The sequence below is a fragment of the Pandoraea anapnoica genome (assembly GCF_902459765.1).
GTDB classification, from domain to species: Bacteria; Pseudomonadota; Gammaproteobacteria; order Burkholderiales; family Burkholderiaceae; genus Pandoraea; species Pandoraea anapnoica.
The window spans coordinates 65,652-88,583 of the sequence record NZ_CABPSP010000012.1; the positions used below are offsets into that span (position 1 = coordinate 65,652).

The window sequence follows — 22,932 nt, forward strand, 5'->3', positions numbered from 1 at the left end:
CCCGGCATGCATATGGAACAGTGAACTTTGAAGTTAACCGCAAGGCGCGTGGCCTTGCTTGAAGAGGTTTGAATGGCGAGCATCAACGTAGCCCAATTTGCTGAAGAACTGAAAATGCCGGCCGGCGTGTTGCTGGAGCAACTCAAAGCCGCCGGCGTGGACAAACTCAGCGCCGACGATTCCGTGACGGAAGCCGACAAGGCCCGTCTGCTGGAGCACCTGCGCCGTTCGCACGGCGCTGGCGACGGCGACAAAAAGAAGATTACTCTGACGCGTCGCCAGACCTCGGAAATCAAGCAGGCCGACGCGACCGGTAAGGCGCGTACGATTCAGGTCGAAGTGCGCAAGAAGCGCACCTTCGTCAAGCGTGACGACGTCGCCGAAGGCGCGGACAACGCCGCTGCCAACGCGGAAGACGAAGCGCTTCGTCTGCGTGAGGAAGACGCACGCCGTGAAGCGGAGCGTCTGGCTGCGGAAGCAGCCGAACTGAAGCGTCGCCAGGAACAACTGGAACGCGAAGAAGCCGAGCGTCGCGAGCGCGAAGAGAAGGAAGCTGCCGAGCGCCGTGTGCGTGAGGAAGCCGAGCGTGTGGCTGCTGCTGCGAAGGCGGCGGAAGAGCAGAAGGCCAAGGCGGAAGCCAAGGCCGACGCAGACGCCGAAAAGCAGGCGCAGCAAACCCGCGAGGAAGCCGACAAGGTCGCCAAGGCCGACGCCGAGAAGGCAGCGGAAGCCGACAAGGCTGCGGCTGCCAAGGCCGACGCCGAGCGCGAGCAGGCCCGCAAGGCCAGCGAGGAAGCCCGCGCTGCCGCCGAAAAGGCGAGCGCTGCTGCCGACAAGGCTCGTGCCGAAGAGGAGGCGATTCGCAAGCGTCGTGCTGCGGCGGAAGCCGAAGCGCGTGCCATTCGCGAAATGATGAACGCCCCGCGCCGTGTGCTTAAGGCACCGGAGCCGGCACCTGCTGCGGCCGCACCGGCCAAGGCGGATGCCGCCAAGGGCACGCTGCACAAGCCTGCCAAGCCGGAAGGTGCCGCAGCAAAACCGGCAGACAAGAAGCCGACTGCCGCACCGGCGTCGACGACGGCTGGCGCAGCGGACAAGAAGGACAAGAAGCCGGGCGCGTGGCAGAAGGATACGGACAACCGTAACAAGCGCGGTGGCATGAAGACCCGCGGCGACGCGAGCGGCGGTTCGGATGGCTGGCGTGGCGGTGGCCGTGGCGGCCGTCGTGGCGACCGTCATTCGCAGGACGATCGCAATGCATTCCAGGCGCCGACCGAACCGGTGGTGCGCGACGTGCACGTGCCGGAAACGATCAGCGTTGCCGATCTGGCGCACAAGATGTCGGTCAAGGCCGCTGAAGTCATCAAGCTGATGATGAAGATGGGCCAGATGGTGACCATCAACCAGGTGCTCGATCAGGAAACGGCGATGATCGTGGTGGAGGAACTCGGCCACCGCGCGATCGCCGCCAAGCTGGACGATCCGGAAACGCTGCTCGACCTCGGCAACGACGTAACGGAAGGCGAAGCGCTGCCGCGTCCGCCGGTGGTGACCGTGATGGGTCACGTCGACCACGGCAAGACCTCGCTGCTGGACTACATCCGTCGCGCCAAGGTGGCGTCGGGCGAAGCCGGTGGCATTACGCAGCACATCGGTGCGTATCACGTCGACACGCCGCGCGGTACGGTGACGTTCCTCGACACGCCGGGTCACGAGGCCTTTACGGCCATGCGTGCTCGCGGTGCACAGGCAACGGACATCGTGATTCTCGTGGTCGCGGCGGACGACGGTGTGATGCCGCAGACGAAGGAAGCGATCGCTCACGCGAAGGCGGCTGGTGTGCCGATCGTGGTGGCGATCAACAAGATCGACAAGCCGGAAGCCAACCCGGACCGCGTGAAGCAGGAACTGGTGGCCGAAGGTGTGGTGCCGGAAGAGTACGGTGGCGATTCGCCGTTCGTGCCGGTGTCGGCCAAGACCGGTACGGGTATCGACGATCTGCTCGAGAACGTGGTGCTGCAAGCCGAAGTGCTGGAGTTGAAGGCACCGGTGGAAGCTCCGGCCAAGGGCATCGTGATCGAAGCGAAGCTGGACAAGGGTAAGGGTCCGGTCGCCACGATTCTGGTGCAGTCGGGCACGCTCAAGCGTGGCGACATGGTACTGGCAGGTCAGGCTTATGGTCGCGTTCGCGCCATGCTCGACGAAACCGGCAAGAACACGAAGGACGCAGGTCCGTCGATTCCGGTGGAAATCCAGGGTCTGTCGGAAGTGCCGGGCGCCGGTGAAGAAGTGCTGGTGGTTCAGGACGAACGCAAGGCACGTGAAATCGCGCTGTTCCGTCAGGGCAAGTTCCGCGACGTGAAGCTGGCCAAGCAACAGGCCGCGAAGCTCGAGAACATGTTCGAGCAGATGGCCGAAGGCGAAGTCAAGACGCTGCCCCTCATCATCAAGGCAGACGTCCAGGGTTCGCAGGAAGCACTGGCTCAATCGCTCAACAAGCTCTCGACGCCGGAAGTGCGTGTTCAGATCGTGCACGCTGCGGTCGGTGGCATCAGCGAAAGCGACGTCAACCTGGCAACGGCTTCGAAGGCGGTCATCATCGGCTTCAATACGCGTGCCGATGCACTGGCCCGCAAGCTGGCCGAGTCGAACGGTATCGACATTCGCTACTACAACATCATCTATGACGCAGTGGATGAGGTGAAGGCGGCAATGTCGGGCATGCTGGCGCCGGAGAAGAAGGAAGTGATCACGGGTCTCGTCGACGTGCGCCAGACGTTCAGCGTGCCGAAGATCGGGAAGGTCGCGGGTTGTATGGTGCTCGACGGCTTCGTCAAGCGTTCGTCGCATGTGCGCGTGTTGCGCGACAACGTGGTCATCTTCACGGGCGAGCTCGATTCGCTCAAGCGCTTTAAGGATGACGTCAAGGAAGTCAAGTCAGGCTTCGAGTGCGGTCTGTCGGTGAAGAACTTCAACGACATTACGGAAGGCGACCAACTGGAAGCGTTTGAAATCACGGAAGTTGCGCGCTCGCTGTAACGCGATTTGCACAACAGATGTGGAATGGCCCACCAAGCCGGGAAACCGGTGGCGTGGGCCATTGCATTACTAGCGAGTTTGTTATGGCAAAGAAACGTGGCGTTCCCGGTCGAAATCTTCGCATCAACGATCAGATCCAGCGTGATCTTTCGGAGTTGATTCAACGCGAAGTGAAGGACCCGCGCATTGGTCTGGTCACGCTGCAAAGCGTGGAAGTGACGCCCGACTACGCGCATGCGAAAGTGTTTTACACGACGCTCACCGGCGATCCGAAAGCGACCGGCGAAGCACTCAATGAAGCGGCTGGCTACCTGCGCAATCTGCTGTTCAAGCGGTTGCACATCCACACGGTGCCGACGTTGCATTTCCACTTCGATCAGTCGATCGAACGTGCCATCGAGATGTCGCGTCTGATCGACACGGCCAACGCGACCCGCGCGAAGGAAGATGCGGAAGCGGCCGAGGGCGAGGACGGTGACAACGTCGATAGCGACCATGGCGGCAGCAACAAGGAAGACGACGGCAAGTAAGCCGTCCGTTGACGACGCAGCCTGCCGGGCCAACGCCAAGCGCGCCCGGTAGTCCTGCGATGCCTGTGCCTCCGAGACGGCGGCCTGGCAACATCCCGCAAGAATTTCTCAAGTACTCCCACACATGACGGACCCGCGTTCGCAGGCACCCCGCCAAAAACTCCCTCGTTTCCCGCTCGACGGTGTGTTGCTGCTCGACAAGCCGCTGGGCCTGTCGTCCAATGACGCCCTGATCAAGGCCAAACGTCTGCTTCAGGCATTGAAGGCGGGCCATACCGGTACGCTCGATCCGCTCGCGACGGGTTTGCTGCCGTTGTGTTTCGGCGAAGCGACGAAGTTCTCTCAGGACTTGCTCGAAGCCGACAAGACCTACGAGGCGCGCGTGCGTCTCGGCGAGACAACGACCACGGGCGATGCGGAAGGTGAGGTGCTTCAAACGCGTCCGGTGACGGTGGACGAAGCGGCGATCCGCGCTGTGCTACCGCGCTTTACCGGTCCGATTTCGCAAGTCCCGCCGATGTATTCCGCGCTCAAGCGCGACGGCAAGCCGTTGTACGAATATGCGCGTGCAGGGCAGACGCTCGAACGCGAAGCCCGCAACGTCACGATCCATCTGCTGGAGATGACTGCGTGCGCGTTGCCGGACGAGAACGAATTCACCTTCCGGGTGACGTGCAGCAAGGGCACGTACGTGCGCACGCTGGCGGAAGATATCGGCGAAGCGTTGGGATGTGGCGCGCATCTGCGCGCATTGCGCCGCACGGCGGTCGGCCCGCTGACACTCGACGGCGCGGTGACGCTCGAAGACCTGAGTGCGCTCGATCATGCGCAACGCGTGGAGAAGCTTGCGCCGGTCGATGCGTTACTCAAGACGCTCCCGGTGGTGTCGCTCGACGAGACGTTGGCCAAGCGGTTCAGTCACGGTCAGCGTTTGCGTCTTGACGCGGTGCGATGCCCGCAAGCCCTGCGCGAGTGCGCTGCGTCGCATGACGGCATCGAAGTGAAGGTCTACGCCGAAGCCACCGCAGACGCGGCCGCGCGACTGTTGGGTGTCGCCCGGCTGGACGGCGAAGCGCTGCTCACACCGCAACGTCTGCTGAAGACACAGTAATCGCCACATTCCTGACGAGACGCCGTGTCGCGTCTTGTCTTGTCTTATTTTTCAGGCCCGAAACGTCGCCTGGAAAAAGGTCAGGGACGGGAGATGGAGACGTCGAGATCCGGCTCTATCGGATCAGGGGCATCGTCATCTCGTTCGAACGGAGCGGATGGCGCTGTCAGGCTCGTTGCAACTGCACCGCGCGGCGTGATCTGGTCCTCGACGCGGTACGTAAAGACCGTGCCCGAGATCGGAAGCGGATTTTCCATCCGGACCACCGGCAAAAAGCGACCTGTGATCCCGTAGTAGGCCTGCTGGAGCACTTGCGCATCACTCACGGTGGCACCGGTGTAGAAAAACGCTTCAAGCGGTAGTGATCCGGGAATGTTCGCTGGCCAGGCGGCAATCACGAGTTCGTTTCTCGACTCGTATCCTGCGGGCGGCGGCCATCCGAAGGTCCGTCGTGCTTGCAAGGCTAAATCAAAGGCGTCCACGGTGATGGCAAATGAGCACCCGGTGGTGCTGTACTGTGCGTAATGGGTGCGCCATTTGTCCAGTGTGTCGACGCCGATGGCGGCGCATGGCCCTGTCGCAGGCCCCGCATTGGATGGGCCGCAACCATCTGCCCGTATGTGCAGATTGCCGTCGGGGGGATACATGCATCGCGGCGTAAGGCGGTAGGCCGAAGGGGCATCCAAAGGCTTAAAGACGATACCTTGCGGACGGAACGGGATGTGAAACTGAGCATCGGTGCGCAGGAACGACGTCGAAACGCCATTTTTGGAGATCGCGTCCGCACTGGGGTTCCAAGCCGTATTGCTGGCGACCACAGCCCGGATGACAACACCGCTGCAAAACACCGAGGCCTTTGCGCCTGGACACGATTTGGGCGTCTCATTGAACCGCCGATTCAGATCGTCGGCTGTTGCGAATCCGACGTCCAACTGATCGTCCTCGGCGAAGCCAAACGACGCCTTTCCAACGGCATCGAACGACATCCGCAAGATCGCAAGCCATTCCCCTGTCGCGTTGAAATATGCGTTCTGATATCGCTGTGCCTGCGAGAGTTGCCCGCCATTCGAGACGTCGAAGTAAATCGCCTGAATCGGCATCGAACGGGGTGCGTCGTGAGTCCAGGGCGCGATGAGCAGCGATGGAATCCGCGTGGTCGCGGCGTAGGCCTTGTGCGCCAGCAACGCCGTGTAGAACTTCGAAGCGCTGGCGGTGCTGAACGAGCATTGCCATCCGCTCGCGGCAAAGTGATTGATCCAGTCCGCAACATTCACCACGCCAAGCGCATCGCACGAGTTCAGGTCGGGGGCACCGGAATTGCCGCCTCCAAGATTGCACCCGTAATCGCCGCTGCCACCGGTGACAGGATCGTCGAGTGGATAAGCGCAGCGCACTTCCATCGACTTGTGTTGCCCGACAGCAGTCAAATAATCCGACAGGATAAAGCCCGCGCTATAGGGCAGGCGGCCGACATCGATATCGCGCCGGAAATAAGCGAACGACATCGACAGCGCCGCGGTTTCGCCGGGTGTCGGTGCCCAGAAGGCCTGTGCACTGGCGCCGTCGAGTGGACGAACGACCACCCCCGAGCAAAAGTAGGCGGGCTTATTGACGGCACATGCCGATCGGGTGTCGTTGTATCGGGCGTTGACGAGCGCCGCAATGTCCGTGCCCGTAAGTGCGTTGGCCGGTGACGCGAAGAGAAGTGAGGCGAGCAGGGCGATGAGGACGCCGAAACCCGCGATCACGACACGCTTCAGAGCGTAGCAAAGGGGAGCCATTTCGCACCACCACAGAGGTGGTCAGCCGGGTTGGCGAACGTTCCTTGCCCGTGGGCCATGATCGATCTCCTTGAAGAAGCGATGGGACGCAACGCAGCAATCGTCGAAGTTTCGGTGCCCATTCAACCATTGGATGATGCCCGGACACATGACGTGTGCAATGCCATTCGAGCACTAAAGACGGCACTCGGTAACTGTCAACGTTGACAGTTACGATGCAAGCGCAAATGTGGGGTACTTGAAGCGGATGGGAGACTGATCGGTCAGTCCGACGCGTCGCGAACGTTGGTCGCGAGCAGATAGGCGTCGCCGCGCGTCGTGTCGTACTCGACGATCTGGCCACTCTGGAGGTGCGTCACACCCGGTATGCAGACTTCGCTTTCATGGACGAAGACGATTTCGCCGCCGTGTTCCGGGGTGATGAAGCCGTAACCCTTCTCGGGGTAATAGAGTTTGACGGTTCCGCGCGGCATGATTCGCTCCCCTTCAAAGCGACAAATCGAAACCTGATGCCTTCCTCTGCTACTGGGGTGCGGACGGCAGTGCCGTCCGCGAAACGCATCGAACGCGTCAGTTCGCGACGTTTTCCGGCTTGAGTTCGACGATGGCGTCAAGCGCCGCCTTCACATCCATCGCGTATTTGGCCAGCGCCTTTTGCTCTTCCGTCTTCGGTTCGAACGACGGCACGCCCACCGGGTGGTTGCTCTCGTCGACCGCGACGAACACCATCAGGCAGTCGGTTGTCTGACGCAGTTCACCCCACTTCGGGTCGCCCGCGTGAACCGACACGTGGATGTGCATGCTCGTGCGGCCCGTAGCCACGATGCGCGCGCGCAATTCCACCAGATTGCCCACCAGAATCGGACGGCGGAAGCGGATATTGCCGACGCTGACCGTCACGCAATAGCGGCCCGACCACGTCGCGGCGCAAGCGTAGGCCACTTCGTCGATCCACTTCATCAGCGAGCCCCCGTGCACCTTGCCGCCGAAGTTGACGGCAGCCGGTTCGGCCAGAAAGCGGAAAGTGACTTCGGAGCGTTCGATCGGGTTCTGCGGGGTATTCATGGTGTTTTGTTTTTTGCTGACGGATAGTACTTTCCGGCCGTCGAACGGCGTATGACCGTGGGGGCGTCGGGCCGGGGGATGCGCAATGATACTGCGATTGCGTGACACCTGCCGACGCCCGGCCCATCTACCTTTTCCCGACCTGGTACCCGGGAGCGAATTCCGCAAGCGCCCGGTGCGGCGCGCGGCGCAGAGTGTCGCGGTTGTGCCAACGCGGGCCTCGTTCGTTGCGAAGCTTGTGAAGGCCGAATTCAACGGGCAGGGCGGTGCATGATGATCCAGACTCCAGGTGGTTCGCCACACGTTTGCATTCCGATCGAGTGTCAACGGATGCCTTCGTCCGAGACCTTGCCGCACGAGCACGACGCGTCGACGGTTCCCTTGCTCAACGACTTCGAACATGCACGCAATGCGAGCGCGTCTGCGACGTCCGATGCGCGGTTTGGCGACGATAGTTCGATAGCAGACATCGAAGCTGGGATGCGCACGATTGTGCGCGAAGTGATGGCGCGACAGTTCGCCGCGAAAGCCCTGCACGCCAATGACGGCGACAACAATTCGAAAGTCGAAGACGGCGGTTCAGACCTGCCTCATCCATTGGTGGTCCCGGGCGTATCCCTACCGTCGTTGTCACCCCCCATAGACGCCCTCGCGCCCGCCGGGCCATCCGAACCCGTCCCCGTCGCAACATCGCCCAGCTATCCCAGGCTGCTCGGGATCACTGTGGTGGCGACCCACGTCGCTAATCTGGCGAGTCAGTTGGTGAGTTGCCTGTCACCGTACATTGCGCCCGATCTCTTCTCCCTGTGGGCGAACGTCATGGTCTGCGAATTGGTGCGGCCGGAGAAACCGCGAGTGACCCGGGAGGCGAGTTGCAAGGTGCTGCGCGTCGGTAACGCGGTATTTACGCCGGGGATGATGGTGGCGCCGTACTTCGCTGTGCTCGCGCTAGGCGACCTGATCTGTTGGGGAAAGGAATTCCGGAACCCCGGCAGTCAGCCGTTTCAGGGCGACAGCCTGGCGAATCTGATCTCATGGATCAATTCGCATGGCGGGTTTACGAAGGTGCTGGACGTGTTAGGGCCGGGAACGCATGAACGCCCAGGAGGTGATTTGCCCGTAAAGATGTCGTTACCCAAACGCGCGGTATCGGGGCTTTTCGACAAACTTCGCAACACGCTGGCACATCACGACGATCCGGAATGGCAGAAGTCCATCGCGAGGCAAATTCGACAGGCGTCTGCCGCGGCGTTCGTGATTCTGATTGCGCGCTTGCCGTTCAGCGACGACACGGTGTCGCTGCCTGCAGGGCTGCTGGATTTCTACATGTGGCTGGAGAAGGCGGGGGCCGCGACAAAGCTGGCAGCGGCCAGCGCCGAGTCGCTCGTGAAGCCTGCGCAGTCAGAGGCCAGCGGTGGTGGGGGCGCAGACGTTGGCGACACTGTAGATCCTGAGGCACTTCAGAGTGTTTATGTCGATTCACTTGAGCTTGTGGAGCATTGACGATCCCAAACGCCACGCCCGCTCTCCCAAAACCGCAAGAACATACAAGACGATGGCAAGTCGAGTTCGCTATCCTGCGATGCCAGTGGTTATCAGTCGTTATTGCAGGAGTATTTGTGTCTGGAATGTCTTCTTCGGCTGCGTCGACAGCGCAGTCCGATGTCAAACTCGAAGTTGCGCGCGGGATGCGCGCTTCGTTGCCGGTGATGTTGGGATTCGTGCCATTCGCGATGGTGCTCGGCGCACAAGCCACTCAGAAAGGCATGCCCGCGTGGCTCGTGCCGCTCATGACCGGCATGAATTTCGCCGGTGGTTCCGAGTTCACGGCGGTCCATTTGTGGACCTCGCCGCCGCATCTCGCGCTGATCGTCGCCATGTCGTGCCTCGTCAATTCGCGTCACATTCTGATGGGGGCCGCGTTCGCGCCGTTGCTGCGTCACGTGCCGCTGCGTCGTGCGCTGCCGTCGCTATTTCTGATGTGCGACGAGGCGTGGGCGATGGCGTTGGCCGACACGCAGGCGCGCAAGGCCGACCGTATCAGCCTGCCGTATTACCTGGGCGTCGCCATCAATCTCTGGCTCGCATGGATTGCCTTTACTGCGCTCGGCGCGGTGCTGGGGCCGGTGCTCGGCGACATCGAACAGTACGGCTTCGATATGGCGTTTGCCGCTGTCTTCCTCGTACTGCTTCGCGGGATGTGGCGCGGCATGCGCAAGAGTCTGCCGTGGCTGGTGAGTCTCGTCGCCGCTGCGCTGACGTATTTGTATGTGCCGGGGTCTTGGTACGTGGCAGCCGGGGCGATCGCAGGCTTGCTGGCCGCCGTGCTGGTGGAGCCGCGCCATGATTGATGCCGCAGTGTTTCTGCCCATTGCGACGGTGGCGCTGATGGCGGCGACCACTTATGCCACGCGCATCGTCGGCTTTTTGTTGTTGCGCGATCGCGTGCTGAGTCCGCGCACGCGCTCGGTGATGGAGTGCCTGCCGGGTTGCGTACTGATCTCGGTGATCGCGCCGTCCTTCGTATCGGACCGCCCAGCCGATCTGCTGGCGCTGGCTGTGACGTTGCTCGTCTCGCTGCGCTTCTCGTTGTTGCCCACTGTCGTCATCAGCATCGCGGCGACGGGGGCACTGCGTTACCTCGTCGGCTAAGCGGCTATCTGCCTTCCCCCCACCCCTGTGTGCACTGCACATCTGCTCATTTCTCAGCACCCATAAAAAAACCCCGCTAGCTTCAGCGGGGTTCAAGAAGTGCCCGGTAGTACAGAGCAGGGCCGGGCACTCGGGGGGAAGTCTTGACTTCAGTGGGCACCGGCTGCGGCATCTGCACCGCCACCACCGCCACCTCGAATCGGTCGCGTGATCCACACCATCGCGATCATCAGCACGAACAGCACCGCCGAGATCCAGAAAATATCGTTTGCACCGAGCATCGCCGACTGTTGCGTGACCAGTCGGTCGATGTAACCGTGGGCCTGCGGGGTCGACATGCCGAGCTGATTGAGCGACTGGACCGAGCCGTTGAACGTGGCGTCGTAGGGCGTCAGATTCTCCGTCAGTTGTGCGTGGTGCAGCGAGATGCGGTTATCCCACACAGTCGTCGCAATCGAGGTGCCGACCGCACCGCACGTAATCCGCACAAAGTTCGACAACCCCGCCGCCGCCGGAATGCGATGCGCCGGCAGACCCGACAAAATGATGGCTGTCAGCGGGATGAAGAACATCGACATCGGTACGCCTTGCAGGAACGTCGGGATCATCAGCGTGCGCGTGTCGACGAGCGTATTGAAGTGCGAGCGCATCAGGAACACGAGCGCAAACAACAGGAACGAGACGGTCACGACCCAGCGGGCGTCGAGCTTGGGCAGGAACTTGCCGATGATCGGCGACAGGATGATCGCGAACAGCCCGACCGGGGCCATCACCAGACCGGCTTCCGTTGCCGTGTAGCCGAGATAGATCTGCAACCACTGCGGCAGGATCACGAGGTTGCCGAAGAACAATCCGTAACCGACCGAGATGGCGACCACGCCACCGGTGAAGTTCACCCGCTTGAACAGCGTGAGATCGACCACCGGGTGCTTCTCGGTGATTTCCCAGACGACGAAGAAGCAGAACGACACCAGCGCAACGAGCGCGAGGATGACAATCGTCGACGAGTTGAACCAGTCGAGTTCCTTACCCTTGTCGAGCATCACCTGCAACGAGCCGACCCACAGCACGAGCAAGGCCAGACCGACGGTGTCGATCGGCTTGCGTTGTGTCGGTGTCTCACGCTTCTTGTAGATCATCCACGTGACGTAAGCGGCCGCGATACCCACTGGAATGTTGATGTAGAAGATCCACGGCCAGTGGTAGTTGTCCGAGATCCATCCGCCGAGAATCGGGCCCATCACCGGGGCGACCAGTGTCGTCATCCCCCATAGGGCGAGGGCCATCGAACTCTTCGCGGGCGGATAGCTCGAGAGCAGCAGCGACTGCGACAGCGGAATCATCGGTCCGGCCACGGCACCTTGCAACACGCGGGCGGCCAGCAGAATTTCGAGCGTGGGCGCCATGCCGCACAGCCACGAGGCCAGTACGAAGAGCAGGATCGACGTGATGAACAGTCGCACCGCGCCGAAGCGCTCGGTGAGCCAGCCTGTGAGCGGCACCGAAATGGCGTTGGCGACGGCGAACGACGTAATCACCCACGTTCCCTGGCTCGACGAGACACCGAGGTCGCCGGAAATGGCGGGAATCGATACGTTGGCAATCGAAGTGTCGAGCACGTTCATGAACGTGGCGAGCGACAACGCGATGGTGCCGAGTACCAGTTGCCCTCCCGAGAGCGGGGCAGGAGCGTTTTGAGTTGCCATGAGTTGTCAAAGGGGGTGGGGGCACCCCCCTCCGATTTACAGGGGACGAGCGCGGGCCGGCTGGTTACGCGTGTCGTTGGCATCGCCTGCGTTCGCGCCTGCATTGGCAGCCGCGGCACCGGCGTTCTCGGTGATGATCTTGGCGACGATGTCGTCGGCGTCGTGGCCGACCTTGTCGTATACGTCGGTCGAATACACCGGCAGGGTCGGTGCTTCGCCCAGTTCCTTGCCGTCGGTATTACGCACGTTCACCTTGACCTGCATCGACAGACCCACGCGCAGCGGATGCTGCTGCAACTGCTTCGGGTCCAGCGCGATACGTACCGGCAGACGTTGCACCACCTTGATCCAGTTGCCCGTGGCGTTCTGTGCCGGCAGCAGCGAGAAGGCGCTGCCCGTACCGGCCGAGAAGCCAGCCACTGTGCCCTTGTATTCCACCGACGAACCGTACACGTCTGCGGTGAGCGTGACCGGCTGGCCAACGCGCATGTGCGAGATCTGCACTTCCTTGAAGTTGGCGTCGACCCACACTTCGTTGAGCGGCACGAGTGCCATGAGCGGTGCACCCGTGGCGACACGCTGGCCGACCTGCACCGAGCGCTTGGCGACGTAGCCGTCGACCGGTGCCGGGATGGACGTACGGGCGTAGTCGAGATACGACGCACGCACCTTGGCGGCCGCCTGTTGCACGTTCGGATGCGTGGTCACCGACGTCTTGTCGGTGAGCGCCTTGTTCGACACCAGTTGTGCACGTGCCTGTTCGAGCGCGGCCTGTGCCGACTTCACGGCGTCTTGCGCGTGGGCCAGTTCTTCGCGCGACACGGCGCCCGTGGCGATTGCCATTTCACGGCGCTTCACGTCGGCCTGCGCCTTCGCGAGTTCCGACTGACGCATCGCGACCGTGGCGGCGTACGCATCGTTATTCACGAAGTACGTGCGGACCTGACGCACGGTCTGCGCGAGGTTGGCTTCGGATTGCAGCAGGGCGACGCGGGCATCCGTCTGATCCAGCGTGACCAGCGGCTGGCCAGCCTTGACCATTTGCGTGTCGTCGACCTTAACACCGGTGACGGTGCCGGCCACTTGCGGCGTGATCTGCACGACGTTACCGGCGACATACGCGTCGTCGGTGTCTTCGTAGTAGCGCGCATACAGCGCGTAATAGGCGCCGTAGCCGATAGCCGCAATGGCGATCACGGCCGTCAGCGTCAGCATCATGCGGCGGCGCTTGCCATTGTTCGGTGCCGGTTGGGCAGGCGCTTGTTGTTGGTTGTCGCTCATCATTTGCTCCGTACTAATCTCTCAATGTGCTTTTGACGTTTGTCTTGTTTTGCGTGACGTTCAGTGCGCTCAGTGTGCTCAGTGCGTTTGGGCGTTAGCCGCGTCTGCGTCGGTCTTTGCCGCGCGCTCCTGGCCGACGACGAGTCCCGCCGATTGCGCGTCGAAACCGCCGCCGAGCGCCTTGATCAGGCCGATTTGCTGGTCACGACGTGCGCTGTCGATGTTCACGCGCGCTTGTTCCTGCGCCAGCAGAGACGATTCGGCCGTCAGCACGGTCAACTGGGGTGTCAGCCCCGCCTTGTAGCGGTCGATGGCGAGGTCGTAGGCGCGTTGTGCGGCTTCTTGCGCCACGCGTTGCGACACCATCTGCTTGTCGGCCGAACGGATCGACGACATGCGGTCCGCGATGTCGCCGAGCGCCTTGTTGAGCGTCGAGTCGTAGTTCGCCACGGCGCTTTCATACGCGGCATACTGACCCTTCAGGTTGGCGCGCAGGCGTCCGCCGTCGAAGATCGGCAGCGTAATCACCGGTCCGGCCTGAATGTTCTGGCTGCTCGGATCGATCAGCTTGCCCAGCCCGAAGGTGGAGAAGCCGAACGCGGCGTTCAGGTTCACGTCCGGATAGAAGCGGGCTTTTGCAACGTCCACACCTTGCAGTTGCGACTCCACGCTCCAGCGGGCTGAGACGATGTCCGGGCGGCGGCCGAGCAGGGCGAGCGGCAGGTTGTCCGGCAGGGCCGGCGTTGCGAGCTGTGCGAGCTTCGGCGGTGCGATTTCCAGGCCGCGATCCGGACCCTTGCCCAGCAGCACGCCGAGCTGGTGACGCGTGAGCAGAATCTGACCGTCGAGCTGTGCGATTTGCGTCTGAATGTCGGCGCTGTTGCTGTCGGCCTGCTTCTGTTCGACTTGCGTGTCGAGACCGGCGCGCACGCGATCGGCCGTCAGCTTGCCGAGGTTCTGGCGCTGCTTGCTGATTCGGTCGAGCACGTCGTGCAACGCGTATTGCTGCGCCAACTGGTTGTAAGAACGGGCGACGGCGGTCGACAGCGCGAGGCGCACTTCCTGGTCTTCGGCTTCTTCGGCACGCTCGGCCGACGTGGCCTGCGCGCGTGCCGAACGGTTCTTGCCCCACAGATCGAGTTCCCACGACAGCGACGCGTTCAGATCACCCTGCGTGAACCACGTGCCACCGTAGCCCGGCGGGTAAATGGTGTTTTCGGTGAACTTCTGGCGGTACACGTCGCCGTTGAAATTCACCGACGGCAGCAGCGCGGCAGCGGCACCTTCCGTCTGCGCCTGCGCAGCCTTCAGACGGGCGGCGGCCATGGCGAGATCGGGGTTGCCGGCGAGGGCTTCGTCGATCAGGGAGACGAGTTGCGGATCGCCGAAGCGTTGGGCCCAATCGGTGCCCGGCCACTGGCCACCCTCAGAGGGCAGGCTGCGCTGGGTCTGATAGTGCTCAGGTGCGGTGATCTGCTTGTCGCTATGGATGCCGGCGAAGTTCGCACAACCGGCAAAACCCAGCGTCACAGCCGCCAGACAGAGGGCGGAAATCGCTGAGCGGGCCCGCAGATGCGGGAGGAACGGTGAGGCCGCTTTCATCGCAAAACCTTTACGAGTGAAGTCTTGTACTGACAATAATCGGGAATCAGGGGCTGACGAGGACTTGCAATAGTGGACTCGACAAGCTTTTCTGAACGGGAATCGAGGCAATTCAGATGGATTTCTCGGGGGCTCGCGCCGTCATCCGCCTTCGCCGTTGGCGATCACCCGTCGCAGCAGACTCTTCAGAAACCCGATTTCCTCGACGCTGAAACCGCTCATCAGATGGTCGGCAGCACGGGTGAAGATGTCGGGCATCCGGTCGGCCATTGCATTGCCAGCCTCCGTTGCACTCAGGTTCACGGTGCGGCGGTCCATCTTGCTGCGCTCGCGAATGAGCAATCCGTGGGCTTCGAGCCGGTCGAGCAGGCGAGTGACCGCGCTTGCATCGATACAGTAGTCACGGGCGAGGTCCGCCGCCGTCTTGCTCTTGCCTGTCGCCACCTTGTAAAGCATGGTCGCCTGCGTGCTGGTAAGGCCGTACTGCGAGGTTTCCTTCGTCAGTTCCGCCAGAATCAGCTGACGCACACGCGCCACGAGATACCCGAGGGAATCGTCGATGTCGTAACCGTTACGCGGGGGATCGGCTTGCGGCGCTTCCGGCTGAGACGTCGGCGCGGTCGCGGAGAAAGTGACGGAAGGATCGGACATTTTCGTGCAGCTGCAATAGTTGACTTGTCACGATTATAGCGGGTACTTAATTAATTTCAAGTCGATGCAATAGTTGACTAGGCAAATATTGCGATGGAAATTAGACGAAATGCTCTAATTTGGTGCGTAGCATCGAAAATGTGGGGACGAGGAGGGGAGGAGAATCGCCGGTCTGTTTCGTGACGAATGTGGGTCAATCGGCGAATCAGAGAGGCATGCCGTTGTTGCAATGCAGAAAGGCCATGACGTGAGACATGCGCAAGTGGTAGAATCGCGGATTCCTCAAAGGCTTTTTCGAGCACCCCTTTCATGACCCGCGCTCTCCGTAATATCGCCATCATCGCGCACGTCGACCACGGCAAAACCACGCTCGTCGACCAGTTGCTGCGCCAGTCGGGCACCTTCCGCGAAAACCAGCAAGTCGCTGAACGCGTGATGGACTCGAACGACATCGAAAAAGAGCGCGGCATCACGATCCTCGCCAAAAACTGCGCCGTCGAATACGAAGGCACGCACATCAACATCGTCGATACCCCGGGACACGCGGACTTCGGCGGTGAAGTGGAGCGTGTGCTCTCGATGGTCGACAGCGTTCTGCTGGTGGTCGACGCCGTCGAAGGCCCGATGCCGCAAACGCGCTTCGTGACTCGCAAGGCCCTGGGCCTCGGTCTGAAGCCGATCGTCGTGGTCAACAAGATCGACCGCCCGGGCGCGCGTCCGGACTGGGTCATCGACCAGACGTTCGACCTGATGGACAAGCTTGGCGCCACCAACGAACAGCTCGACTTCCCGGTCGTCTACGCTTCGGCCCTGAACGGTTTCGCAAGCCTTGATTCGGATGTCCGCGAAGGCACCATGAAGCCGCTGTTCGACGCGATTCTCGAACACGTGCCGGTTCGCGACGCCGATCCGGATGCCCCGCTGCAGCTGCAAATCAGCTCGCTCGACTACTCGACGTTCGTCGGCCGTATCGGTATCGGCCGTATCACGCGTGGCCGCGTCAAGCCGGGCCAGCAAGTGGTGATGCGTTCGGGCCCGGACGGTGAAATTCTCAAGCGCAAGATCAATCAAGTGCTGACCTTCAAGGGTCTGGAGCGCGTGATGTCGGACGAAGGCGCCGAAGCTGGCGACATCGTGCTGATCAACGGTATTGAAGACGTGGGTATCGGCGTGACCATCTGCGACGTGGATACGCCGGAAGCGCTGCCGCTGCTGACCGTCGACGAGCCGACGCTCACGATGAACTTCTGCGTGAACACGTCGCCGCTCGCCGGCCGTGAAGGCAAGTTCGTGACGAGCCGTCAGATCCGCGACCGTCTGGACAAGGAACTGAATCACAACGTGGCGCTGCGCGTGAAGGACACCGACAGCGACTCGGTCTTTGAAGTGTCGGGCCGTGGCGAACTGCACCTGACGATTCTGATCGAGAACATGCGTCGCGAAGGCTATGAACTGGCCGTGTCGCGTCCGCGCGTGGTGATCAAGGAAATCGACGGCGTGAAGCACGAGCCGTACGAAATGCTGACCATCGACCTGGAAGACGAACACCAGGGCGGCGTCATGGAAGAAATCGGTCGTCGTAAAGGCGAAATGCTGGACATGGTGTCGGACGGTCGTGGCCGTACGCGTCTTGAATACCGCATTCCGGCCCGCGGCCTGATCGGCTTCCAGGGCGATTTCCTGTCGATGACCCGTGGTACGGGCCTGATGAGCCACATCTTCGATGCGTACGCACCGGTCAAGGATGGTTCGCTGGGTGAGCGTCGTAACGGCGTGTTGATCTCGCAGGACAACGGCGATGCCGTGGCCTACGCACTGTGGAAGCTGCAGGATCGGGGTCGCATGTTCGTGAAGCCGGGTGACGCCCTCTATGAAGGCATGATCATCGGTATTCATAGCCGCGATAACGACCTCGTGGTCAACCCGATCAAGGGCAAGCAGCTCACGAACGTGCGTGCGTCGGGTACCGACGAAGCCGTGCGTCTGGTGCCGCCGATCGCGATGAGCCTCGAATACGCGGTGGAATTCATCGACGACGACGAACTGGTCGAAGTCACGCCGCAGACGATTCGCCTGCGCAAGCGTCACCTGATCGAACACGAGCGCAAGCGCGCTTCGCGCGAAGAGAAGTAACGCCGGCGATGGTAGCGCGGCGCAACGGATGAAACGTCCGTCGCGCTGCGGGATCCGTCTGTTGGAAGAAAAGCCGGTGCCATGCGCCGGCTTTTTGCTTTTGTCATCCCGAACTTTCATCCCCCAATCCGTTGACGTTTCCGGAGTCCTTGCCTGACATGACCGATTTTGTTCGAACCGAAATCCGTGGCCGTATCGGCTTCATCACGCTGACGCGCCCGAAGGCACTCAATGCGTTGTCGCACGACATGATTCGTGCGATGGCTGCCGCGCTCGATCAGTGGTGCGACGATCCCAAGGTGCTGGGCGTCGTACTGCAAGGTGAGGGTGAGAAGGGGCTGTGCGCGGGAGGTGATATTCGCTACTTCCATGAGGCCGTCAGCGCAGGCCGCACCGACATCATGGACTTCTTCACCGACGAATATCGGCTCAACTACAAGATCGCGTCGTATCCGAAGCCGTACATCGCACTGATGGACGGCGTGGTCATGGGCGGTGGCATGGGCATCTCGCAAGGCGCGACGTTGCGCATCGTCACCGAGGCGACGCGCATGGCGATGCCCGAGACGGCTATCGGTCTGTTTCCGGATGTTGGCGGCGGGTTCTTCCTTGCGAATCTCGCGGGGCATCTCGGTGAGTACCTTGGCACCACGGGGATCGTGTTCGGTGCAGTCGATGCGTGTGAAATCGGTTTGGCGGACGTGGTGGTGCCGCGCACGTCGTTGCCCGAGTTGTGCGACCGGCTGGCCAATGGCCACTGGCAGGATAGCGATGCCGTGCTTGACGCGGCACGTACGTTCGCGCGCGAAAGTCTGCCGCCTGCCGGTCTCGCACCCGGTAAGCTCGCACCGTTGCGCAGCGTGATCGATGAACACTTCGGTCTCGCAGACATGCCTGCGATTCTGAAGGGCCTAAAACTCGAAGCGCGTTGCGAATACTCGGGCTGGGCGGAGGAGACGGAGGACCTGCTGCGCACCAAGCGGTCGCCGTTGATGACATGCGTGGCGCTTGAGCAGGTGCGTCGTGCCCGCAAGTTGTCCCTCGCGGACGAACTGCGTGAAGAGTGGTTGATGATGCGCAGCGTCTTCAATCTGGACGGCCGCACCGGTGCCGAAGGCGTCGAGGGCATTCGCGCGATGGTGATCGACAAGGACCACAAGCCGCGCTGGCAGCACGCGAACATCGAAGCCGTAAAGCCGGAAGACGTTGCGCGCTTCTTCGGCGGCGAGCGCCACGGTGCCGATAATCCGTTGCTCACGCTCGGGCAGTGATTCACGGCGCGCGCGCCTTGCAAGGCAAGTGAACCCGTCCGCCGGTCGTCGTAGCGAATAAGCTGCACGAACCAGTGCGCTACGGTAGCTTCAGCCCGTATTCGCGTAACGCGCTAACGAGCTAAAGGACCAACGCAATTCATCAAACCGCCGCCTGGCAGAATTGTTCGCCAACGGCCTGATCGAGTTTGCGGCAGATGTCGGCGAACGTGCCGACCATCACGATGTGCGATCTGTCGCGATAGACGCGCACATCGTGACCTTCCTGCGTGTCATGCGCTTCACGACGTGCCTGCTGTTCCCGAACGTTGCGCAACGCTTTCACGGCTTTTCCGGCGGGGCAGCCTCGGCGGGTAGCCGACGCGACGGCGGCCGCAATTGTGCGCGGCAGCGTGGTCGTGCGAGTGCGGGTGGGCACGGTGTAGGAGCGGGCGATGGCGGGTGCCGAAGCGAACGGCCCAGACAGCGCAGAGAGACCGTATACCGCAGAGAGGCGGGTCTGCGATGACACGCGAACGGGCGATTGGCCGAGAGACGTACGCAGCAAACCAAAGAGTCGAGCCATGATGCGATCCTTCTTTCAAAGCGGGTCAGAGGGACATGTCTTGCTGCGAATGGCGCTTATCTCACAAATCGCAGGCGCAGCAGGGCACGGGCGCCGGACCCAGCCCGGCGCAATCAAATGCAAATCTTCAGGGAGTGGGGCGAGTCGCTAAGTCGCGTTGCCCCGGTTCGCGATGGGCGACCGTCAGCGGCCGCTCATAGATCGTTGTTGCGAATCAGACCGACCGCAATCCCTTCCAGCGCGAAATCACCGCTGCCTTCGTCGACATTGATGTTCTCGAAGTCGGGGTTCTCGGCGATCAGTTCGACGCCGCCCTTCACGCGGTGAAAACGTTTGACGGTCACGTCGTCGCCGATGCGTGCCACGACGATCTGACCTTCGCGCGCGTCGGCAGCCTTCTGCACGGCAAGCAGGTCGCCGTCGAGAATGCCCGCGTCGCGCATCGACATTCCGCGCACCTTCAGCAAGTAATCGGGCTGACGCGCAAACATGTTCGGGTCGCACTGAAAGTTGCGTTCGATATGTTCCTGCGCCAGGATCGGGCTACCCGCAGCGACACGGCCGACGAGCGGCAGCGACAACTGCATGAGGCCCATGTGCGGCAGCGTGAACTGATGCGTGCCGCCCGCGTCGTCCAGACGCTTGAGGCGAATGCCTCGCGATTGACCGGCGGCAAGCTCGATGACACCTTTGCGCGCCAGTGCCCGCAGGTGCTCCTCGGCGGCGTTGGCGGAGGAGAAGCCCAGTTCTGCGGCAATCTCCGCGCGCGTCGGCGGAAAGCCGGTGCGCTCGATCGCTTGCTGAACCAGTTCGTAGACCTGCTGTTGACGGGCGGTAAGTTTGATCATGGCATCACTGTATGGAAGCACAGGTGGCTGTATTTTTGTACAGTGTTTGCAAAAACGCAAGGGAAAACTTCATGTACTGCGTGAAGTTTCCGCCACACGTGCCCGCCGCCGTGGGCCGGACGACAGGCTTTACGTCATGGGACGCCTGTCGTCCGTCGCGCCACGGCGTTACGCATACTTGTCCATGCGAACGATCGTCAGCGTTCCGCCCACGTTCTCCACGCGTACCCGGACCTTGTCGCCCGCGTGCACACTTTTGGCCATGGCAGCGTCCTTCGCTTTGTAGGCCATCGTGATGGCAGGCATGGCGATGTTGCTCATCGCGCCGTGAACGAGCATCACCATACCGGTCGAGGTGTATAGCAATACTGAAACGCCGAGTCCGTCGTCGTGTATCACTACGTCGTTCATCCGCGCGGCGGACTCAGACGACAAACCAGCGGCACAACGCGTCTTCCAGCCCAGCGAGTTCGTCGGCGCAATCCGGCTCACTGCGCCATGCAATGCAAGCATCGGGTCGCAGCAGCCAGGACGGGCCTTCCGCAACGGGGATACAGCGTACCTGTGACGTCATGGATGTCACGCGTTGCGATGCACGCCGATCCCCGGTGCCGTCGAGCAGGGCACCGTGACCGTCTTGCATGGTGTCGAAAACGCGCGCGCCGTCTGCGAGTTGCCAATCGCCCGCCAGACGACCGACATCCGGGTGCGAGCCCTCGGACGCCACAAGCTCGTATCGTGTCGACACACCGGTCATCATCTCCCCTATGAAGCGGTTGACGTCGTCGAAGTCCATCAGTTTGGCGATGAGATCGCGCATTGCGCCCGATTGCGGGTCTGGACGCAGGATCGCCACTTGCGCCCGTGTATTCCCCAGCACCGCTTCGGCTACCGGACGCCGCTCTGCGGTGTAAGTCGCGAGCAAGCTTTCAGGCATATCGCCGCGAATGACGGCGGCGAGTTTCCAGCCAAGGTTGGCAGCGTCAAGCAGGCCAAGGCTCAGGCCCTGGCCGCCGAACGGCGAGTGAACGTGTGCGGCGTCGCCTGCGAGGAACACGCGTCCCTGCTGGTAGGTGTCGACGAGACGCGTGTTGTCTGCCCAGCGACTGGCGGCATGCAGCGCTCTCAGGCGCACCTCCTGGCCGCTGGTGCGGCGCAGGACCGCTTCGATCTCTTCGCGCGTGACAGGCGCTTGCCGATCCTCAGGCGGCCCGGAAAAGTCGAGCATGAACAGGCGTCCGGGCACAGGTCCGTAGCAAAACACCCCCCGCTCGGTGCGATTCCATCCGATAGGCAACAAGCGCTCGGGGTAATCGACGTCGGCCGTCGCCTGATAAAAGGTGAGCGTCGGCGTGGTGCCGGGGAACGCGAAGTCGCACATCTTGCGCACAGTGCTGCGCCCGCCGTCGCACCCGATGAGGTAAGCCGCGCGCACGCGACCGGGCCCGGTGGGCGAGACCCACGAGACCTCTACGCCGTCATCGGAATTCTCAATCCCCGTCACTTCATGTTCGCGCCGCACTTCAATGCCAAGTGCCTGCGCTCGTGCGGCCAGCATGGCTTCCAGTGCGGGCTGATCGACGTGACGCGGTCGCCTGTCGGGGTCGACCTGTGCGTCGCGCCGAATGAGGGAAAGCCCGGCGAAATGGCCATTAAACTTCGAAGCACGGACGCTCAGATCTGCGCCCGTCTGCTGGGTGAACGCCTGCATCGCCTGCGCGTTGCGCTGCTGTGCGTCGTCGATGGCCATGCGCATGCCACGACGCAACAGCGCTTCGCCCGCAAGTGGCCCGAACGACAGCGCCTTCATCGCCTGACTGGGCGACGCCAGCCGTTCGAGCACGAGCACGCGTGCGCCGCCGAGCGTCAGTTCGATGGCGGCGAGCAGCCCGACGGGACCGGCACCGACCACTACAACATCTATGGAGTTTGTCATATACTTCGTATAAATATGTACTGAGTATATGTAAACTAGGCCATCAGGAACCTCATGTCAACGCCAACCGATTTGAGATCGAGAAAGCGCCTTGCTACCCGGCAGGGCATTTCCAATGCCGCGACACGGCTTTTCCACGAACACGGCTTCGATCATGTGACGGTCGACCAGATCGCGGCGGCCGCCGACGTCGGGCGCATGACCGTTTTCAATTACTTCCCCCGTAAGGAAGACATGTTCTTCGACCGGGACGAGGAGGGGCGCGACGCGCTTCGGCAAGCCATCCATGAGCGGGACGCCGGTGTCTCGCCCGTCGAGGCGCTGCGGCGTCTGGCGCATCGTCTGGTGGCGCAGAACAGCCCCTTTGTGAACTTTTCGGCCCAGAGCCAGGGCTTCATCCGAACGATCGAAGGCAGTGAGACGCTCAAGGCACGCGCCCGGGCGATCCGGGACGAGCTGGCCGACGTTGTGGCGCAGGCGCTCGCCGAAACGGTCGACCGGCCGACGCCGGACGTCGACGCGCAACTGGCCGCTGGGCTGTTGCTCGCCGCGTGGACGGTTGCCTTCCTTAGCGCCCATCGCACGTTCGGCCTGACGCAGGACACCGTTGCTGCACAGAAATCCTTCCTGAGCCTTGTAGACAGGGGCTGTGCAGGCGTTGCTGCCGCACTGACCGGCACCCCCTACGTCTGATGGCTTCCTCGTCAGCACAATTTCTCTAATCCTTATTCCGGCATAAACAAAAGCGAAAATATTATTTT

General features: G+C 62.0%; 19 protein-coding genes and 1 pseudogene. 9 read left to right on the plus strand and 11 right to left on the minus strand.

Annotated features, from left to right (window positions below):
- The first annotated feature begins 72 nt into the window (after positions 1 to 72).
- From infB to truB, 3 genes are all read left to right on the plus strand, one after another.
- Positions 73 to 3,039 carry a translation initiation factor IF-2 gene (gene infB / locus PAN31117_RS18920; protein ID WP_150739568.1) on the plus strand — a complete coding sequence of 989 codons (2,967 nt, stop codon included), beginning with the start codon at positions 73 to 75 and terminating at the stop codon, positions 3,037 to 3,039.
- Positions 3,040 to 3,122: 83 nt separating this feature from the next.
- The gene (gene rbfA / locus PAN31117_RS18925; protein ID WP_174991028.1) at positions 3,123 to 3,569 is read left to right on the plus strand and encodes a 30S ribosome-binding factor RbfA; all 447 of its coding nucleotides are present in this window, start codon (positions 3,123 to 3,125) and stop codon (positions 3,567 to 3,569) included.
- Between the two features lie 124 nt (positions 3,570 to 3,693).
- Positions 3,694 to 4,680 (plus strand): tRNA pseudouridine(55) synthase TruB, encoded by a 987-nt coding sequence (gene truB, locus PAN31117_RS18930; protein ID WP_150739569.1) that lies wholly within the window; start codon positions 3,694 to 3,696, stop codon positions 4,678 to 4,680.
- Between the two features lie 80 nt (positions 4,681 to 4,760).
- Here the strand turns inward: truB and PAN31117_RS18935 are convergent, their stop codons facing one another.
- The 3 genes from PAN31117_RS18935 to PAN31117_RS18945 all read right to left on the minus strand — a co-directional run bounded on the left by PAN31117_RS18935 (position 4,761) and on the right by PAN31117_RS18945 (position 7,526).
- Positions 4,761 to 6,461 carry a hypothetical protein gene (locus PAN31117_RS18935; RefSeq protein WP_150739570.1) on the minus strand — a complete coding sequence of 567 codons (1,701 nt, stop codon included), beginning with the start codon at positions 6,459 to 6,461 and terminating at the stop codon, positions 4,761 to 4,763.
- A gap of 263 nt (positions 6,462 to 6,724) precedes the next feature.
- Positions 6,725 to 6,934 carry a cold-shock protein gene (locus PAN31117_RS18940; protein ID WP_150739571.1) on the minus strand — a complete coding sequence of 70 codons (210 nt, stop codon included), beginning with the start codon at positions 6,932 to 6,934 and terminating at the stop codon, positions 6,725 to 6,727.
- Positions 6,935 to 7,031: 97 nt separating this feature from the next.
- Positions 7,032 to 7,526, minus strand: a complete 495-nt coding sequence (locus PAN31117_RS18945) for an acyl-CoA thioesterase (protein WP_150577802.1) — start codon at positions 7,524 to 7,526, stop codon at positions 7,032 to 7,034.
- 330 nt (positions 7,527 to 7,856) lie between these two features.
- Between PAN31117_RS18945 and PAN31117_RS18950 the strand changes: the two genes are divergently transcribed.
- The 3 genes from PAN31117_RS18950 (at position 7,857) to PAN31117_RS18960 (ending at position 10,178) form a co-directional block, all read left to right on the plus strand.
- Complete coding sequence (locus PAN31117_RS18950; protein WP_150739572.1) at positions 7,857 to 9,029, plus strand: hypothetical protein; 1,173 nt, start codon at positions 7,857 to 7,859, stop codon at positions 9,027 to 9,029.
- A 125-nt stretch (positions 9,030 to 9,154) separates the two neighbouring features.
- Positions 9,155 to 9,877, plus strand: a complete 723-nt coding sequence (locus tag PAN31117_RS18955; protein ID WP_150739573.1) for an AzlC family ABC transporter permease — start codon at positions 9,155 to 9,157, stop codon at positions 9,875 to 9,877.
- On the plus strand, positions 9,870 to 10,178 hold the full coding sequence (locus PAN31117_RS18960; RefSeq protein WP_150739574.1) for an AzlD family protein: 309 nt from the start codon (positions 9,870 to 9,872) through the stop codon (positions 10,176 to 10,178). The genes PAN31117_RS18955 and PAN31117_RS18960 overlap by 8 nt, the downstream gene beginning before the upstream one ends.
- Before the next feature lie 149 nt (positions 10,179 to 10,327).
- Here the strand turns inward: PAN31117_RS18960 and PAN31117_RS18965 are convergent, their stop codons facing one another.
- The 4 genes from PAN31117_RS18965 to PAN31117_RS18980 form a co-directional block, all read right to left on the minus strand.
- Complete coding sequence (locus PAN31117_RS18965) at positions 10,328 to 11,884, minus strand: DHA2 family efflux MFS transporter permease subunit (RefSeq protein ID WP_150739575.1); 1,557 nt, start codon at positions 11,882 to 11,884, stop codon at positions 10,328 to 10,330.
- A gap of 36 nt (positions 11,885 to 11,920) precedes the next feature.
- Entirely contained in the window at positions 11,921 to 13,165 is a 1,245-nt protein-coding gene (locus PAN31117_RS18970) for an HlyD family secretion protein (protein WP_039403474.1), read from the minus strand.
- 78 nt (positions 13,166 to 13,243) lie between these two features.
- Entirely contained in the window at positions 13,244 to 14,767 is a 1,524-nt protein-coding gene (locus PAN31117_RS18975) for an efflux transporter outer membrane subunit (RefSeq protein WP_150739576.1), read from the minus strand.
- A 141-nt stretch (positions 14,768 to 14,908) separates the two neighbouring features.
- A complete protein-coding gene (locus PAN31117_RS18980; RefSeq protein WP_150739577.1) occupies positions 14,909 to 15,418 on the minus strand; it encodes a MarR family winged helix-turn-helix transcriptional regulator in 510 nt (169 codons plus the stop codon).
- A 309-nt stretch (positions 15,419 to 15,727) separates the two neighbouring features.
- Here PAN31117_RS18980 and typA point away from each other — a divergent pair, with 309 nt between their 5' ends.
- Complete coding sequence (gene typA, locus PAN31117_RS18985; RefSeq protein ID WP_150739578.1) at positions 15,728 to 17,551, plus strand: translational GTPase TypA; 1,824 nt, start codon at positions 15,728 to 15,730, stop codon at positions 17,549 to 17,551.
- Between the two features lie 158 nt (positions 17,552 to 17,709).
- A complete protein-coding gene (locus PAN31117_RS18990) occupies positions 17,710 to 18,822 on the plus strand; it encodes an enoyl-CoA hydratase/isomerase family protein (RefSeq protein ID WP_150739579.1) in 1,113 nt (370 codons plus the stop codon).
- A gap of 142 nt (positions 18,823 to 18,964) precedes the next feature.
- On the opposite strand, the gene PAN31117_RS18995 is transcribed toward PAN31117_RS18990, so the two are convergent.
- The 4 genes and pseudogenes from PAN31117_RS18995 to PAN31117_RS19010 all read right to left on the minus strand — a co-directional run bounded on the left by PAN31117_RS18995 (position 18,965) and on the right by PAN31117_RS19010 (position 22,171).
- Complete coding sequence (locus PAN31117_RS18995) at positions 18,965 to 19,387, minus strand: hypothetical protein (protein WP_150739580.1); 423 nt, start codon at positions 19,385 to 19,387, stop codon at positions 18,965 to 18,967.
- A gap of 194 nt (positions 19,388 to 19,581) precedes the next feature.
- Positions 19,582 to 20,235, minus strand: coding sequence for a transcriptional repressor LexA (lexA, locus tag PAN31117_RS19000; RefSeq protein ID WP_039398858.1), 654 nt, complete (start codon positions 20,233 to 20,235; stop codon positions 19,582 to 19,584).
- A 168-nt stretch (positions 20,236 to 20,403) separates the two neighbouring features.
- A pseudogene (locus PAN31117_RS27540) lies at positions 20,404 to 20,586 on the minus strand (copper-binding protein); the annotation flags it as partial.
- Between the two features lie 73 nt (positions 20,587 to 20,659).
- Complete coding sequence (locus PAN31117_RS19010) at positions 20,660 to 22,171, minus strand: FAD-dependent oxidoreductase (RefSeq protein ID WP_150739582.1); 1,512 nt, start codon at positions 22,169 to 22,171, stop codon at positions 20,660 to 20,662.
- A gap of 54 nt (positions 22,172 to 22,225) precedes the next feature.
- Here PAN31117_RS19010 and PAN31117_RS19015 point away from each other — a divergent pair, with 54 nt between their 5' ends.
- Positions 22,226 to 22,864 (plus strand): TetR/AcrR family transcriptional regulator, encoded by a 639-nt coding sequence (locus tag PAN31117_RS19015; RefSeq protein ID WP_150739583.1) that lies wholly within the window; start codon positions 22,226 to 22,228, stop codon positions 22,862 to 22,864.
- Positions 22,865 to 22,932: the final 68 nt, after the last annotated feature.